The organism is Paenibacillus sp. J22P277, assembly GCF_059383675.1.
The window spans coordinates 171,581-188,333 of the sequence record NZ_JBXENS010000009.1; the positions used below are offsets into that span (position 1 = coordinate 171,581).

Consider the following 16,753-nt stretch of genomic DNA (forward strand, 5'->3'; position numbering starts at 1 on the left):
GCAAGACTCCTTCGGCGTGTTTCGATTGAGTCTTAGTGTACGCCTAGACAATTCATAACGTCCAATTTATTATTGGTATACGAATGATGCCTTTTCGTTACAGATTCCACCGAAGGGAGGCCATGAACCGTGGAGTGGCAGCAGCTGGAATATTTCCGCGTCGTCGCCAAGACCGAGCATTTTACCCGGGCGGCGGAGCAGCTGGCTATCTCGCAGCCCGCGCTCAGCCGGTCCATCACCCATCTGGAGGAGACGCTCGGCGTCTCCTTGTTCGACCGCGTCGGCCGTTCCGTGAAGCTCAACGGGTTCGGCACGCTGTTCTTGAAACGGGTCGAGAAGGCGCTGCAGGAGATCCAGGACGGCGTGAACGAGCTGCAGCAGCTGAAGGATCCCCATACCGGGACGGTGTCCCTCGCGTTCGTCATGACCTTCGGGCTCAGCTTCCTGCCGGATTTCATCAGCGCGTTCAACCGCCTCTATCCGCAAGTGAAGCTGCAGCTGTTCCAGAACACGACCGCCGCGATCTTCAGGCAGCTGCTGGACAGCGAAGCGGACCTCAGCATCGTGGGGTTGATCGATCACCGGAACCATCTGGAGTGGCATAAGCTGCTCGACGAGGACCTGTTCGTCTACGTTCCCGCCAACCACCGGCTGGCCGACCGGGAATCCGTGCGGCTGGAGGAGCTGGCGCAGGACCCGTTCATCAGCTTCAAGAAGGGCTACGGCATGCGCACGCTAACGGATCAGTTCTGCGCGCAGGCCGGCTTCGCGCCGCAGGTCGTCTTCGAAGGCGAGGACGTGGCCACCGTCTCCGTGCTGGTCTCCTCCGGCATCGGCGTCACGTTGATCCCGTCCTTCAGAGGCATTACGCCGAGCAAAATCAAGAAGCTCCGCGTCACGGAGCCGGTATGCCGGCGCGAGATCGGGCTCGCCTGGCTGAAGGGGCGCGCCTTGTCCCCTTCGGCGGACTTGTTCCGCGGCTTTATCATGAGCCAGTTCGAATAGCTCGCGCCCTGGCGCTACGCGAAAGCGCCGCGCTACGCGAAAGCGCCGCGCTACGCGAAAGCGCCGCGCTACGCGAAAGCGCCGCGCTACGCGAAAGCGCCGCGCTACGCGAAAGCGCCGGCCGTCATCCCCTGCGGGATGTCGGCCGGCGCTTGTTCGTGCGGGAGAACCGGTATTACTGCTGGCCGTTTACGACCAGTTTCACTTCGATGTTGCCGCGGGTCGCTTTCGAATACGGGCAGACGCCGTGCGCCGCCTTCACCAGCTCTTCCGCCGTCTGTTGGTCGACGCCGTCCACGTTCACATGCAGCTGCGCCGCGAGCTGGAAGCCGCCGTCGGCTCCTTTGCCGATGCTGATATGCGCCGTGACGTCCGTGCCTTCATGCTGCACCTTCTGCGTCCGCGCGACCAGTTGAAGCGCGCTGTGGAAGCATGCGGCATAGCCGGCGGCGAACAGCTGCTCCGGATTCGTGCCTTCCGCGCCGTTGCCCCCCATCGATTTGGGCATCGTCAAGTTCAAGTCCAGGACGCCGTCCGAGGACGCCACCCGTCCGTTTCTTCCACCCTCAGCCGTTGCGATTGCCGTATACAATGTTTCCATGTCGATCTCTCCTTTTGGTTTATCCGTTTTTGGTGTTCTCATTTTTATTTGTGCACAAATCAATTTTATATAACTTAATTTAGCACAGAAAATCTTGGCGCGCAACCCTTTTTAACCAAAAACTTTTTCGGTTGACGCAGCGCCTCCTGTACCGGGGCCGACGGACCGCCGTTGCTGCGCATAGAAAAGCCGCTCCGTGGACCGGAGCGGCTGCTCTCGCGCGTATCGCGCCCTATTCCCGCGCCCCCGCGCGTTCGGCCTTCAGCCGGACGAGCACGGTCGTGCCCGCGCCGAGCTCCGACACGACGTTAAGCCCGTAGTGATCGCCGGCGTACAGCTTGATCCGCTCGTTGACGTTGTACAGCCCGTACGAGCTCCCGTTGCCGGTGCCGTCGTCCCGGGCCTCGCTCGGCGCCTCCGTCAGCAGCTGGCGCACAAGCGCCTCGTCCATGCCGATGCCGTTATCGGACACGGCGAAGAGCAGATCCCCCTGCTCCTCCCGGGCGGAGATGCCGATGACGCCGGGTTTTCCTTTCGCCTTGCGGATGCCGTGCAGCAGCGCGTTCTCGACGATCGGCTGCAGGATCAGCTTCGGCATCGCGTACGCCTCGACGCCCGGCTCGCAATCCAGCTCGAAGACGAACGTATTCGGAAAGCGGCTCTGCTGAATCTCCAAGTACACCTGCGCCAGGCGCAGCTCGTCTTCCACGCTGACGATCGTCTTGCCTTTGTTCAAGCTGAGACGGAAGTATTTCGCCAAGCTGTCGATCATCTGGCTGATGTCCGACGCCCCCTTGCCGATCGCGATCCAATTGATCGTGTCGAGCGTGTTGTACAGAAAATGCGGATTGATCTGCGCCTGCAGCGCCTGCAGCTGCGCCTCGCGCTCGTGAAGCTGGGCCTTGTACTTCTCCTCGACCAGCGTCCGCACCCGGAGAATCAGGTGGTCGACGCTCCGCTCCAGCAGGTGGAAATCCCCGTTGACGGGCGGCAGCTCGCTGAGGCTGCTCTCCGTTCCCTCCTTGCGGATGACGGTTATGACCTGCTTGACCCGGCGGTTCATGCCGCGCACGATGATGGCCAGCAGCACGAAGGGCAGGAGCAGGAAGAGCGCGATGTACTCCAGCAGCGAGGTCCATTCCGATTTCTCCGTCAGCTGCACGGCGCGGCGCGACAGCTGGGACTCGGTTCCCTGCGCCACCAGCTTCCAGCCGGTCGGGCTCAGCGTCGTGAACATCACGTCATTGATCTCGCCGTTCAGCTTCAGCGACCCGCTTCCCTCGCTGCCCTGCTGGAGCACCGTCAGGACGGCAGGGTCGATGCCGGCGCCGATCCGCGCCCGGTCGGGATGGTAGATGATCGTACCGTTCGGATCGACAAGATACACCTGCGTGCCCGGGGAGAATTGCAGATCCGATAAAATATCCCCCAGCATGCTCTCCTTCACGTCGATCATCAGCACGCCCGAGATTTTATCGTAATGGTTGGGATCGCGCAGCATGCGAGCCATGGAGAAAATCCGCTGGTCCCCCGTATCCAGAAAAGTTTCATTGTAACCGCCCGTCCAGACGATGCCGCCGTTAGCCGCGATAATCGCGTCGTACAAGGGATTGTCCTTCAGGCTGTCCAGCGAGAAGAAATTGATGAGCTCGCCCGCATACAGCTTGGATTGGTCGACGAAGATCCGCACGTGGAAGACATCGGAATTCAACTGAACGGTATCCACCAGGTAACGTAAATCCTTGATGACCTCCAATTGAATCGCGATCGACTGATCGTCGGCGCCGACGGACAGGTACGAATGCAGGTTCGAATTCATGAACGCCGCGTTGCTGATGTCCTTTAGATGCTCCAGCCGGTAAGACAGGTTGCTCCCCGCCTGCTTCAGCGTCTGCTGCATCGTCCGGGTGACCTCGTCCTTCAAAATCTTCGCCGAGCGCTCGTAGTACCCGTACAGGAAAATCCCCGCAGGCAGCACAATGAGCAGCAGATAAGCGATCAGCCATTGGCGCGGAATCGTAAACCGGCGAAGAAAGCGCAGGCTTGCTCCGGCTCCCGAGGCCAGCCGGCTCATGACGTCGGCCTGCCCGCTACGCATAGTTTTCCCGGTAAACGCTAGGCGTGACGCCCGTCGCTTTCTTGAACAGCTTGGTGAAGTAGCTCGGATCGGTGTACCCGATCGCATAGCAGATGTCGTAGAACTTGTACTGCGGATCGCGCAGCAGCTCCTTCGCCTTCTCCACCCGGATTTGGGTCAAATACTCGTTTACCGTCTGCCCGGTCTCCTGCTTGAACAGCAGGCTGACGTAGGTCGGCGTCAGATAGACCTCCTTGCCGATCTCGGCCACGGTCAGGCCGCCATTGGCGTAATTCCGATCGATGATGGCGCGTACCCGTTCGACCAGGTTGGCCGTCTTGCCCGTCCGTTTCTCGCGGATGCGTTCGCAGGCGTCGAGCAGATGCAATTCGATCAGCTGCCGCATCTCGCCGAGCGTCTCCTGCTCGAACAGCGCTTCCCACAAGCTCGCTTCCGCGGATTCCGGCTCGCTTGACTGCGTGTTCAGCTCGAGCAGCAGCTGGTCGACCGTCAGGACGATCTGCAGGCACGCGTTGCGGCCATGCTTCAAGCCGTCGCGCCGCTTGCGGTTCAAGTCCGCGAAGATCCGGTCGAGCACCTCCCGCAGCTTGTCCGAATCCGCCGCTTTGAGCGCCGAGACGAGTTCCTCGTTGTCCACGGGGCCGGTCCGTCCGTAGTCGCCGGCATCCGTCTCGGGGCTGCGCAGGCTGTCCATGGTGATGATCCGGTTCTTGCCGAGAAACCACTTGTGGTCGGCCGCCTCGCGCGCCTGCTTGTAGGCGAGGGCCAGGTCGGACAGCGCGGCGACCCGCTCGCTGATGCCGATCGTGACGCCGATCTTGAGCCAGCGTTCCAGGTTCTCGCGCATGTCGCCCGCGAGCGCGAACAGCGCTTCGACGGCGTCCGGCGCGGCATCGCCTTGCGGGTCGGCCCGCAGGATGCCGACGAACTCCCCGGTGCGCCGTTCGAACGCGAATCCGCCCAGATGGCGGTCGATCAGCTCCTGACCGATGTTGAGCACGGAGTACCAGAGCAGCTGACGGTCCGGCTCGGTCCGGCTGGCCGTCACGTCCGCCATATCGTCGACGGAGATGACCATGACCCAGTACGAAGCATCGACGGGCAGGGTCAAGCCGAGGAAATCCAGCCGCTCGCGTAGATACTGCCTCGGCGCGCCGCGCTCGACCAGCGACAGCAGGAATTTCTCCCGCAGCAGGGGCATGCCTTCCTTCAGCTTGACGGCCACCTCTTCCTTCAGCCGCTGCTCCGCCCGCTCCGCGTCGAGATCGGCCACGACGCGCTTGATGACCGCGCTCAACTCCTCCAGGTTGACCGGCTTGAAGATATAGTCGACCGCGCTGACCTTCAGCGCCGACTTCAAATAGTCCGCGTCGTCGTGCCCGCTGACGAAAATGATTTTCACTTCGGGATAGCGGGCGTTAATCTGCCGCGATAACGTAATGCCGTCCACGTTCGGCATACGAACGTCCGTCAGAATCAGATCGGGCCGCTCCCGCTCGATGATCGCGAGCGCCACGTCCCCGTCGTCCGCCTCGTCCATCACCTCGATGCCGAACGACGGCCAGTTGAAATACGCGCGCAGCCCCGCGCGCACCGTCGGCTCGTCGTCCACGATCAGCAATTTGTACACTGCGCCGTCCTCCTTCCCTTATAGTATCGGACTCCTCGCTTCGCGCGGCGATACGCCAAAGCGGCGGCATCCCTCGAGGGACGCCGCCGCGGCCGGACCGATCAGCCCGTTACGACGCGGAACCGGACGCCTTGGCGCTCCAAGATCGCGTGCAGCTTCGGCATGGAGACGTCCTTCGCGGCGCTGCCGTCGTCCAGCGCGATCGCCGCGGCCGCGCCCGCCGCCTGGCCGAGCGCGTAGCAGGTCGCCTGCACGCGCATCGACGACATCGCGACATGCGTCGCGGAGATCGACCTGCCGGCCACGAGCAGGTTGTCGAACGCCGCCGGCACCATGCAGCGGTACGGAATATCGTAGCCGTCGACCTTGCGCTCGTCCGTCGTTTTCTTCGCGTCGGGACTGTGGATGTCGATCTCGTAGTTGGTCTGGGCAACGACGTCCGCGAACCGACGCCCGCTGACTACGTCCTGCTCCGTCAGCGTATACAGGCCCTCGATCTGATTGGACTCCCGGACGCCGGTCTGCGGGGCGATATGCGCGATCGCATAGGTCTCGAACCCGGTGCGCTGCAAGTAATTGGCAATGGAGAACACCTGCCGGAGCGCCTCCGTCTCCGCGTAGTTGACGTCCTCGATCTTCGCGCCGTTCGCCTTGACGCGCGACATGTTGACGAGCAGCGTGCCGTCGCCGTTTTGCTCCCAATACAATCTCCGGCCCTGCGGCAGATCCGCGACGTCGTTGTATTCGTAGCAGCCCTCCGGCAGGATCGGAACGACCGGCTTGCCGGTGTCCTGCATCGTGAACATGAGCGTCATCGGCTGGGTCAAGCCGTCCTCTTCCCGGCCGGCATGATACGGGACGCCCGCGTCGATCGCCACCCGGGCATCGCCGGTGCAGTCGATGAACGCGTCGCCCTCGAACGCCCGCAGACCCTCGCGCGTCGAGACGATGACCGCTTTGATCCGGCGATCCTCCCGCACCGCGCCGACGAATTCGCTGTGGAAGAACACCTGCACGTTTTCCTTCCTCATCTTCTCGTTGAAATACTGGCGGAACAAGAACGGCGAATATTGCGGCGCGATGGACTGGTCGTGGTCGGCCGGCAGGTACTCCGCCAGCATCTCCGCGATGATCTCGCGGTAGATCCCCGTCACGTTGCCGACCGGCATGAAGATGCTGACGTTCGCGAGCGTGCCCATGCCGCCCAGCTGCGCGGATTTCTCGAGCAATACCACCTGCTTCCCGCTTCTTGCCGCGGCGATCGCCGCCGCCGTGCCCGCCGGTCCGCCTCCGATCACGATGACGTCCGCATGCGCATGCGTTTCGACTTTCCGGTTAAACGAATATTGCTTGCTTTGCATGGTAGGTCTCCTCTCAAGTAAAGGAAGCGGCAAGCTCCCGTGAAACGAGCCGCCGCCGCTTTTGCGTTTATTTGGTCGTCGTCGCGTACCAGGCGTTGATTTCCTTCGCGCTTGCTTCTTCGCCCGCCGCCTTGTACTTCGCTTGGAACGCTTCCAGTCCGGACAGCGATTCCGCGCCCGCGATCAGCTTGATCGTGTAATCGCCGACCATGGTTTCCAGCTGCTGATTGTTCTTCGCGTATTCCGGCATGTACGGCGCCAGACCGAGCTTGTTCTGGATCTTCACTTCGGCCGGCTGCTTGTTGTTCAGAAAGTCGAACGCTTCGAACATGACCGGGCTCTTATGCACGCGAGCCTGCCAGTAGATCGGATAATTGGCCTCGTCCGTACCCGCCATGTAGTTGTTCGCCAGGTTGCGCTCGTCGTTGAAGATCGGCAGGATCGGCATGTAAGCACCGTTCTCTTCCGTGTAATGCTTGCCTTCTTCGCCGATGGCTAGATCCTTGAACGTCTCGGGATCCAGGCTGGCGTTGATCCACTTGATGGCGTCCTCCGGATGCTTGGAAGCTTTCGGAATGAACGTCAGGCGGTCGAAGCCCGCGTTGGCCGCGAAGCCCGCTTTGCCCGAAGGTCCCTTGAGCGCCGGAACGAACGCGAATTTCGCCTCAGGCACGCTCTTCGTGATCGCGTCGGAGATCGTCGGGATATCCGCCCAGTGCACGATGATCGCGCCGGCTTTGCCGCTCGAGAATTTCTCTTTGGCCGTCGCGTCTTTGTTCACGACGAACTCTTTGTCGAGCAGGCCTTGCTTATACAGGTCGGACATGTAGGTGATGTAATCCTTGTACGCCGGATCCAGCACGCGCGGTACCAATCGGCCGTCTACGTCGTTCCACGTATTCGCCATGCCGAATGCGCCTACGATATTGTCGAGCATCGGCAGGTCGCCGCGAATCGTGAGCGGTACGTTCTGGTCGCCGTTGCCGCCCGGATCCTTGTCCTTAAACGCTTTCAATACGGCGGTCAGTTCCTCGGTCGTGGTCGGCATCTGCAGGCCCAGCTTATCCAGCCAGTCCGTGCGGATCAGGATGCTGTTGTTGACTTCATACGTAACCGCAGTCGGGATCGCGTACAGCTTGCCGTCGACCTTAAGCGCATCGATGGATTGCTGCGAGATCGCCGTCTTGATGTTCGGACCGTACTTGTCGATCAGCGGCAGCAGGTCGACCAGCGCGCCCTTCTGCGCGTAATCCGAGTAGATCGCCATGTCGCTGTATGTGGTCACGAGATCGTACGGTTCGCCGGAGGACATGATCAGGTTCTGTTTCTCCGCGTATTTGTCTTGCGGAAGCATGTCGTATTTCACCTTGTAGCCCGTTTTCTCTTCCAGCATTTTGGCGACCGGGTACGTGTTGTAATCCTCGTTCTGCCAAATGCCCAGCCGTTTCAGCTCAGGCTTGGGCTCGTCGGACGGCGCGTTCGCCGCGTCCCCCGCATTTGCTTCGCCCCCTGCGTTCGCCGTATCCCCGGTGTCCGCCGTATTCGTTGCATTCGCGGCATTGTTGTTGCCGCCGCCGTTGTTCGACGAGCAGGCCGTCAACGCCACGAGCATGACTGCCATTGCGGTAACCAAGAATAATTTAACATAGTTCTTCATTGCATGACCCTCCCGAAATATAAGTATATATCATTAATCTCCCGGGCACCCCCGAAAGCGTTAATGCGAAACGGATAGCAGGTCAGCCTTTGACGGAGCCGATCAACACGCCTTTGATGAAATATTTCTGCAAGAACGGATAGACGAGCAAGATCGGGATCGTCGAGGCGATGACCGTCGCCGACCGGACCCCTTCCGCCGGAACGTTCATCCGATCGTCGGCGCTCAAAGCCGAGGACGTGTCGGCGTTCATGACGATGTCCTGCAAGTACAGCTGCAGCGGCTTCAAGGACGAGCTGTTGATATAGAGCATCGGGTTGAAGTAGTCGTTCCAGTAATAGACGGCGTAGAACAGCCCGATCGTCGCGAGCACGGGACCGCTGAGCGGCAGGATGATACGGAACAGAATCGTGTAATTCCGCGCGCCCTCCAGCTTGGCGGACTCCTCCAGGCTTGGCGGCAAACTCTCGAAGTAGCTCTTAATGACGAGCATATTGAATACGCTGACCAAGGCGGGCAGGATGAGCGAGCCCAGATTGTTGATCAGGTCCAGCTGGCGGATGAGCAGGTAATTCGGAATGATGCCGCCGTTGAACATCATCGTGAAGATGAAGAGCACGATCAGCGCGCCGGTGCCGGGCAGCTCCCGCTTCGAGAGCGGGTACGCCGTCATCGCCGTCACCAGCAAGGACGCCAGCGTCCCGATCACGGCGACGAGCGCCGAGATGAACAAGGCGTGCAGGAACTGGCTGGACGTCACGACAAAACGCATCGTATCGAGCTGAAACCCGACCGGGATAATCCCCACCTTGCCCGCCACGATCGCCCATTCCTTGCTGATCGACTTGGACAGCACGTTCGCGAAGGGCAGCAGGGTTGCCAGTCCCATGAGCGTCAAACAGATATAAATCACGCTATCCAGCGCGTAATCGCCGATTTTTTTTCCGCGCATCCCGATCCCCTCCTACCAAATGCTGCGCTGCAGAAATTTTCGGCTGAGCATGTTGCCGATGACGATGAGCAGGAAGCCCACCGCGGAATTGAACAGGCCGACGGCCGTGCTGAAACTGTAATCCTGCTGGCCGAGCCCCATGCGGTACACGAACGTGCCGATGACGTCGCCGCTGTCGTAGACGAGCGGATTGTACATCGTCAGGATCTGTTCCGTGCCCGCTTCCAGGAGGCTGCCGATCCGCAGGATGAACATGAGCATGATCGTCGGCAGCATGCCCGGCAGCGAGATGGAGATCATCTGCCGGATCCGGCCCGCGCCGTCGATGGAGGCTGCTTCATACTGCTCCTGGTCGATGCCCGCGATCGCGGCGATGAAGACGATGGCGTTCCAGCCGATTTCCTTCCAGCCCGCCGTGAACACGACCACGCTGCGGAACCAATCGTTCTCCGTCAGGAACGAGACCGGCTGTCCGCCCAGCGAGCGGATGACTTCGTTCACCAGCCCGCCGGACGGCGAGAGGATGTTGATGAACAAGCCCGAGATGATGACCCACGACAGGAAATGGGGCAAATAAATGATCGTCTGGATCGTCCGCTTGAAGAACATGCGCCGCACTTCGTTCAGGAACAGCGCGAGCACGATCGGGATCGGAAACAGGATGACGATCTTGTACAGGCTGATCAGCAGCGTGTTGAAGAGGACCTGCAGGAACTCGTCCGAATGGATCAGCTTTTGGAACTGCTCCAGCCCGACCCATTCGCTGCCCTTGATTCCGGCGAAAATATTAAAGTCCTGGAACGCGATCAAAATGCCGTACATCGGCGTGTATTTGAACAAGAGAAGAAAAACAAGCCCAGGCAGCAGCAGCGCGTACATGTCGAGATTGCCGCGGATCAGCTTCCATCGCCGCCCGCCCGCCTTCGCGGCAGCCGCGGGTCTCGCTTGGATCGTCATTTCGGCCTTGCTCAAGTCGTTCACCTTCTTTGCGTCTGTTGTTATCTTCATTCTAGTGAACGAGCCGCGGACGCTGTAGCAGGCAATCCTTTGATTTCTGGTTGTTTTGTATAGAGTTTCCGGTGCGACAAAAAAGGAAGCCCCGTTTAGGAGGCCCCTTATTTGCGCGTATTAAAGGAAGCGATCGGAGACAGCCTTTTTCTCTAGAAAAGCGGGATTCCATTTTTGCATAATTCCAAACAATGACGGACTGTTCTAAGATTGCCCTGGAACATCCCGCTTCGGGAAAGCATGATTAGCCATTAGACGTCTTCGTTCAGGCATCCGAAAACGACAAAAAAACGGCCTCGGCCCGACGGGATTCGGGACCAAGACCGTTTTATCGATAATTTTTTGCATGATTTGGACGAAGATGGCGCAGCTCGCGCAGTACAACCTCGGCCCGATTAGATCGAGAACCCGTTTCGGTCTTCGGCAGGCGGACGACGAGCCAGCACGCGGTTCAGAATGGTGCTCTCGTAATGGGCGAAGCCGTTGTCTTTCTCGCGCGGCCTTGCCAGAGAGACCGCGACATCCTGCGCGATCGAGCCGTTCTCCACGAGCACGACCCGGTCGGCGAGGGCGACGGCTTCGCCGACGTCATGCGTGACGAGCACCGCCGTGAAGCGCCGCTCCCGCCACAGCCGCTCGATCAGCTGCTGCATCTCGATGCGGGTGAGCGCGTCGAGCGCGCCGAGCGGCTCGTCGAGCAGCAGCAGTCTCGGATCGCCGGCGAGCGCCCGCGCGAGCGAGACCCGCTGGCGTTGGCCGCCGGACAGCACGGCCGGCCATTCCTTCGCGCGATCGGCCAGCCCTACCAGCTCGAGCGCATCGAGCGCTTGGGCCCGGTCCCCGCCGGGTACGCCGATCCGAACGTTGTCGAGGACCGATTTCCATGGCAGCAGCCGCGCATCCTGGAACATCACCCGCACATCCGTCCGCAAGCCCGGCGAACCGCCGGCTGCGCCGAAGGAGACCGTACCATGCGATGCCGCTTCGAGACCTGCGAGAAGCCGCAGCAGCGTGCTTTTTCCGCAGCCGCTTCGCCCTACCACCGCCAGAAATTGGCCGGACGGAATGGAAAGCGAGAGCTCCCGAAGAACCGCCAGCGCGCCGAATTCAACGACGGCGCCCTGGACGTCGACCTGCAGACCGCGGGCAGCCGCCTCCGGCGGCGATGCCGGGCGGCTCTTCTTCCCTTCGTGCGGAGCGGTTACTTGGGCGGACCGAAGTGTGGATGCCACTGAAGCCATCTCCTTTCCATCAGCTTTGCGACCCAATCCGACAATTTACCGAGCAAGGCGTAAATGATAATGCTGAGCACGACGACGTCCATCTGGAAAAACTCCCTGGCGTTCATCGCCATATAGCCGATGCCGCTGTCCGAGGATATGGTCTCGGATACGATCAACGTGATCCACATGATCCCGAGCGCGAACCGCAGGCCGACCAGAATGGAAGGCAGCGCCCCCGGGAAGACGATCGTCCGAAAGAGCGCGAAGCCGCGCAGGCCGTAGGTTCGCCCCATCTCGATCAAGCCGCGGTCGACGGACCGGATGCCGTGCAGCGTATTCAAGTAAATCGGGAACGCGACGCCGAGCGCGACCAGAAAAATTTTGCCCTGCTCGCCGATGCCGAACCACGCGATAATGAGCGGGATGAGCGACAGATGCGGGATCGTGCGGATCATTTGAATGCTGGAGTCCGTCAGTTTCTCCGACAACGGCAGCAGGCCGTTCACGATCGCCAGGACGAACCCGATGCCGCCGCCGATCGCGAAGCCGATGAGCGCCCGCCGCGTGCTGTCCCCGATATAGACGAACAAGCTGCCGTCCTTCACGAGCTTCGCGCCTGCCTCGATAACGGATGCCGGCGTCGGCAAAATGCGCGCGGATATCCATCCCAAGCTGCCGAACCATTGCCAGAGCGCGATCACCAGAATCGGAATCGCCCACTCGAGTCCCGCGGATTGCAATCGTTTCTTCCACTTGCCGGATGCGGAATGCTTCATGGCCATCGCCCTCCCTTAGCTGACCGGCGCGCGTTCGGACGGTTTAATCGAATTGGCGATCAGCTCTCCGAACGGACTGGTCGAGGTCGGCCCGTCGGCCTGCAGCGTTTGCCGAATGGGGAGCAGCGGGAACACGAGCTCGGCAAATTGGTAGGCTTCCTCCAGATGCGGATAACCCGATAAAATAAACGTCTCGATACCAAGGTTCGCGTATTCCTGCATCAACGCGGCCACCTCGGCAGGATTGCCAACCAGCGCCGTTCCCGCCCCGCCGCGGACAAGGCCGACGCCGGCCCACAGATTCGGATAAATCTCCAGCTGGCTCCGGTCTCCGCCGTGGAGATCGGTCATCCGCTGCTGGCCCACGGAATCGTACCGGGCGAACACCTTTTTGGCCGCGGCGATCGCCGTATCGTCCACCTTGCTGATCAGGCGATCCGCTTCGCGCCACGCTTCTTCGGACGTCTCGCGGACGATGACGTGCAGACGGATGCCGAATCGTACCGTTCTTCCCCGCTCGGCCGCCAAACGGCGAACGCGGTCCAGCTTCTCCGCGACCTCTTGGGGAGGTTCTCCCCAAGTCAGATACACGTCGATATGGTCGGCCGCCACTTCCTGCGCCGCCGGCGAAGAGCCGCCGAAATAAAGGGGCGGGTACGGCTTCTGCACCGGAGGATACAGCACTTTGCCGCCTTCCACTTTCATGTGCTTCCCATCGAAATCGACGGTCTCGCCCGCCAACTCCCTGCGCCAGATATCCAAAAATTCCGAGGTCAGCTCGTAACGCTCGTCATGTCCCAGGAACAACCCGTCCGATGCCAACTCTACCGGATCTCCTCCGGTCACGACGTTGACGAGCAGCCTTCCGCCCGAGATGCGGTCGAACGTGGCGGCCATTCTGGCGGATAACGTCGGCGACATGAGGCCCGGCCGGAGCGCGACGAGGAACTTGAGCTTCTCCGTTACCGGGATGAGCGAGGATGCCGCTACCCACGCATCCTCGCACGAGCTCCCGGTCGGCAGCAGCACGCCGCTATAGCCTAAGCGGTCTACCGCCTGCGCGATTTGTCTCATATACGCGGCGTCGACGGCGCGCGCGCCCTCGGACGACCCCAGATAACGTCCGTCGCCGTGTGTCGGAATAAACCAGAATACTTCCATTTCCATCACCTCTGCTTATAGTTTGGCTTACTTCAGCCTCGCGTCCTCGACATTGATTTTCGCCGGGATGAGCTGCAGGTTCAGAAACGCGTCGGCGATTTGCTGCTGCGCCTCGATAATGGCGTCATCGATCGGCAGCACGCCGTAATCTCTTCGCGCCGATGCTATCTCAAGCGACGGGATATCGATGCCGAGCTGCGGCGACAGAAGGGCTGCCACTTCTTTCTGATTGGCTTTGGACCATTCGTCCACTTTCCCCAGCTCGTCGAGGAACGCATCGATGACCGGTTGATTGGCTTCGGCATACGAGCGCGACGCGAGGTAGAATTCAATGTTCGACACGAGGCCTTGGCCGTCCGCGAGCAGCTTCGCGCCGGTCGCGGTTTGCGCTGCCGCCAGAAACGGATCCCAAATCACCCAAGCGTCGACGCTGCCGTTCTCGAAGGCGACCCTCGCATCGCCGGGCTTCAAGAAGACGGGCGTCACGTCCTTGTAATCCACGCCGGCCTTTTCCAGCGCCTTGACGAGCAGATAGTGAACGTTCGAGCCTTTGTTCAGCGCGATCTTCTTCCCTTTCAGGTCGGCCAGCGAGGCGATCTTGGAATCCTTCGGCACGAGGATGCCCTCGCTTTCCGGGCTTACGGGCTCGTGGGACAGGTAGACCAGCGGAGCGCCCGCGGCCTGAGCGAAGATCGGCGGCGCTTCGCCGGTATGCCCGATGTCGATGCTGCCGACGTTAAGCGCCTCGAGCAGCTGCGGCCCGCCCGGAAACTCGGTCCAGGTCACCTTGTAGCCCTCGGTTTCCAATCGCTTCTCCAGGGTCCCTTTGGCTTTGAGAATATTGACCGTGCCGTACTTTTGGAAACCGATGCGGACTTCTTTGGCGCCTTTTGCCGGCTCGTTCGAAGCGGAGGCGTTTGGCGCGGCCGCGTTATCGTTAACGGCGTTCGCGGACTCGCCGGCGCTGTTCGCGCCGCAAGCGGACAGGAGTAGGACCAGGCTGAGCAGCGAGATGACCATGAGCGGAAATGACCTTAAGGATTGCGTCGTTTTTGTCATGTACAAAACCCCTTTAGGTTTGAATGGCATACGAAAAACCGGAGGTCTCCGAAAGTCCGATCTCCAGGCAAGGAGTATCGGCCTCGGAAACCTCCGGCTGTCCGGTAGGCTTCGTGATTCTGATTTCTCTATAGTATATAGATTATTCCGATAAGTCAACTATGAATTAAAGAAAACGGGCGGCCCGTCTCATGTTCAAGCCTGCGCGCGCATTCCAAAATCCTGCCCGAGACGTCGATTCGCCGCCTTTACGGACGGAGGAAACAGACAAAAAAAGCGAAAACCCCGCCGGGGGATTTTCGCTTTTCAAGCTGTCGGGGCGTCTATGTCTATGGGCGGACGCCCATGATTCCATACTATCGTCCGCGACCGCGTTACTCGAAGCGCTCCACGACGATCTTGCCGATGGTGCTGCCGGATTCCACCTTCGCGTGCGCCTGGCGCAGGTTGGCCGCGTTGATCGGCGCCAGGCGTTCGGTCAGCGTCGTCCGCAGCTCGCCGGACTCCAGCTTGTCCGCCACCCGGTTCAGCAGCCGGTGCTGCTCGATCATGTCCGGCGTTTGGTACAACGCGCGAGTGAACATCAATTCCCACGCGAACGTGACGCTCTTATTCTTCAGCAGGGTAAGATCGAGCAGCTCGTCCGTCTCGACGATCGAGCAGATCTTCCCTTGTGGCGCGATCGCTTCGGCCATGTTCGCCCAGTGCTGCTCCGTCAGATTCAAGCAGAAGATATAATCGACGTGCGCGAACCCGAGCTGCTGCAGCTGCGCCGCGAACGGCTGGCGATAATCGATGATGTGGTCGGCCCCTTGATCGCGCGCCCACTGCGCCGACTCCGGCCTGGACGCCGTGCCGATCACGGTCAGTCCCGCATCCTTGGCGATCTGCGTCGCGATCGAGCCGACGCCGCCCGCCGCCCCGATGATCAGCAACGTCTTGCCCGCGTTCCGTTCCCGGTCCTGGGAGACAACCAATCTGTCGAACAGGCCTTCCCATGCGGTAATCGCCGTCAACGGAATCGCGGCGGCCTCCGCGAAGTCGAGGTTACGCGGCTTCCGGCCGACGATCCGTTCGTCGATCAGCTGGAACTCGCTGTTGCTCCCAGCGCGCGCGATGCTGCCCGCGTAATACACTTCATCCCCCGGTTTGAACAACGTGCAGTCCTCGCCTACCGCCTCGACTACGCCCGCGGCATCCCAGCCGAGTACGCGCGGGGACGCTTCCGTCCGATCCTTGGGCGCGCGCACCTTGGCGTCCACGGGGTTCACGGAAACGGCCATCACGTTCACGAGCAGGTCGCGGCCTTGCGGGACCGGCTTCTCCACGATCACGTCTTGCAGGCTTTCGGGATCGTCGATCGGCAAATACCGGTAGAGTCCGATGCCTTTCATTTGCGTCATATCCTCAGTCCTTTCGAATGGTAATCCACGACGTGATTATATGTGTTAAAATCGGTTTATGTAAGTACGCACATTTTAGTTGTATAGTATCAATTTTTATACTATTGAGGCGGTGGATTGGCCCATGGATGCCCATACAAGACGATTCGGGGAAGACGCCTGCGGGGAAGGCTGCCCCGTGGAGTTTACGCTCGAAATCATCGGCGGAAAGTGGAAGGGCGTCTTGCTCTATCATCTCATCGATGGCCGCAAGCGTTTCAACGAGCTGCGCAAAATTTGCCCGGCCATCACGCAGCGGATGCTCACCCTGCAGCTCCGGGAGCTCGAGGAGGACGGGATCGTTCACCGTGAAGTGTACCGGCAGGTGCCGCCCAAAGTGGAATATTCGCTAACCCCGTTCGGCATGACGCTGAAGCCGATCATTCTAGCGATGAAACAATGGGGCGAGACCTATCGGCAGAACTGCTCGGCGGACCGGGCAAACCGGTAAAAGGGACCTCGGCCGAGGTCCTTTTTGCCATGAGATGGTCCGTCTACCGCCGCTCGCCCTGTTCCTCACTATCTTCCTCCATAACGGTGACATACTGCCAGGGCACGGCATCGCACAGCCATACGCCGTTCTCGGATAGATAAAACCGATGGCCGTCGCGATGCATCGCCGTCGCGTCTATCCGCAGCACGATCGCCTCGCCGCGGCGATCCCCTGCGTTGACCGCGGTGCGGATATCCGCCGACAGGTGCACGTGCTGGCGCGATCGTTTCCGAATGCCCTCCGATTGAATGTTCCCGAGGAACCGTTTCACCTTGCCGTGATACAAC

General features: G+C 60.6%; 15 protein-coding genes. 2 read left to right on the forward strand and 13 right to left on the reverse strand.

All coding sequences use genetic code 11. From position 1 onward, the window contains the following. The first annotated feature begins 129 nt into the window (after positions 1–129). Entirely contained in the window at positions 130–1,005 is an 876-nt protein-coding gene (locus AC50YL_RS30240) for a LysR family transcriptional regulator (RefSeq protein WP_494836925.1), read from the forward strand. Positions 1,006–1,180: 175 nt separating this feature from the next. Here AC50YL_RS30240 and AC50YL_RS30245 read toward each other — a convergent pair whose 3' ends face one another. From AC50YL_RS30245 to AC50YL_RS30300, 12 genes are all read right to left on the reverse strand, one after another. Then, entirely contained in the window at positions 1,181–1,606 is a 426-nt protein-coding gene (locus AC50YL_RS30245) for an organic hydroperoxide resistance protein (RefSeq protein ID WP_494836926.1), read from the reverse strand. Between the two features lie 232 nt (positions 1,607–1,838). Then, positions 1,839–3,680 carry a cache domain-containing sensor histidine kinase gene (locus AC50YL_RS30250; RefSeq protein ID WP_494836927.1) on the reverse strand — a complete coding sequence of 614 codons (1,842 nt, stop codon included), beginning with the start codon at positions 3,678–3,680 and terminating at the stop codon, positions 1,839–1,841. A gap of 16 nt (positions 3,681–3,696) precedes the next feature. Next, complete coding sequence (locus AC50YL_RS30255; protein WP_494836928.1) at positions 3,697–5,334, reverse strand: response regulator transcription factor; 1,638 nt, start codon at positions 5,332–5,334, stop codon at positions 3,697–3,699. 101 nt (positions 5,335–5,435) lie between these two features. After that, a complete protein-coding gene (locus AC50YL_RS30260) occupies positions 5,436–6,695 on the reverse strand; it encodes an FAD-dependent oxidoreductase (RefSeq protein WP_494836930.1) in 1,260 nt (419 codons plus the stop codon). A 67-nt stretch (positions 6,696–6,762) separates the two neighbouring features. Beyond that, entirely contained in the window at positions 6,763–8,352 is a 1,590-nt protein-coding gene (locus AC50YL_RS30265; protein WP_494836932.1) for an extracellular solute-binding protein, read from the reverse strand. Between the two features lie 82 nt (positions 8,353–8,434). Continuing rightward, a complete protein-coding gene (locus AC50YL_RS30270) occupies positions 8,435–9,304 on the reverse strand; it encodes a carbohydrate ABC transporter permease (RefSeq protein ID WP_494836933.1) in 870 nt (289 codons plus the stop codon). A gap of 12 nt (positions 9,305–9,316) precedes the next feature. Further along, a complete protein-coding gene (locus AC50YL_RS30275) occupies positions 9,317–10,261 on the reverse strand; it encodes an ABC transporter permease (protein WP_494837152.1) in 945 nt (314 codons plus the stop codon). 446 nt (positions 10,262–10,707) lie between these two features. Further along, positions 10,708–11,553 carry an ATP-binding cassette domain-containing protein gene (locus tag AC50YL_RS30280; protein ID WP_494836935.1) on the reverse strand — a complete coding sequence of 282 codons (846 nt, stop codon included), beginning with the start codon at positions 11,551–11,553 and terminating at the stop codon, positions 10,708–10,710. Then, positions 11,514–12,311 carry an ABC transporter permease subunit gene (locus AC50YL_RS30285; RefSeq protein ID WP_494836937.1) on the reverse strand — a complete coding sequence of 266 codons (798 nt, stop codon included), beginning with the start codon at positions 12,309–12,311 and terminating at the stop codon, positions 11,514–11,516. The genes AC50YL_RS30280 and AC50YL_RS30285 overlap by 40 nt, the downstream gene beginning before the upstream one ends. Before the next feature lie 15 nt (positions 12,312–12,326). Then, positions 12,327–13,472 carry an FMNH2-dependent alkanesulfonate monooxygenase gene (gene ssuD, locus AC50YL_RS30290; protein ID WP_494836938.1) on the reverse strand — a complete coding sequence of 382 codons (1,146 nt, stop codon included), beginning with the start codon at positions 13,470–13,472 and terminating at the stop codon, positions 12,327–12,329. A gap of 27 nt (positions 13,473–13,499) precedes the next feature. Further along, the gene (locus tag AC50YL_RS30295) at positions 13,500–14,531 is read right to left on the reverse strand and encodes a sulfonate ABC transporter substrate-binding protein (RefSeq protein ID WP_494836939.1); all 1,032 of its coding nucleotides are present in this window, start codon (positions 14,529–14,531) and stop codon (positions 13,500–13,502) included. A gap of 374 nt (positions 14,532–14,905) precedes the next feature. Next, entirely contained in the window at positions 14,906–15,934 is a 1,029-nt protein-coding gene (locus tag AC50YL_RS30300) for a zinc-binding alcohol dehydrogenase family protein (RefSeq protein WP_494836941.1), read from the reverse strand. 124 nt (positions 15,935–16,058) lie between these two features. Here AC50YL_RS30300 and AC50YL_RS30305 point away from each other — a divergent pair, with 124 nt between their 5' ends. After that, on the forward strand, positions 16,059–16,424 hold the full coding sequence (locus AC50YL_RS30305; RefSeq protein ID WP_494836942.1) for a winged helix-turn-helix transcriptional regulator: 366 nt from the start codon (positions 16,059–16,061) through the stop codon (positions 16,422–16,424). Positions 16,425–16,467: 43 nt separating this feature from the next. On the opposite strand, the gene AC50YL_RS30310 is transcribed toward AC50YL_RS30305, so the two are convergent. Next, entirely contained in the window at positions 16,468–16,752 is a 285-nt protein-coding gene (locus AC50YL_RS30310; protein WP_494836943.1) for an RNA 2'-phosphotransferase, read from the reverse strand. Position 16,753 lies beyond the last annotated feature (1 nt).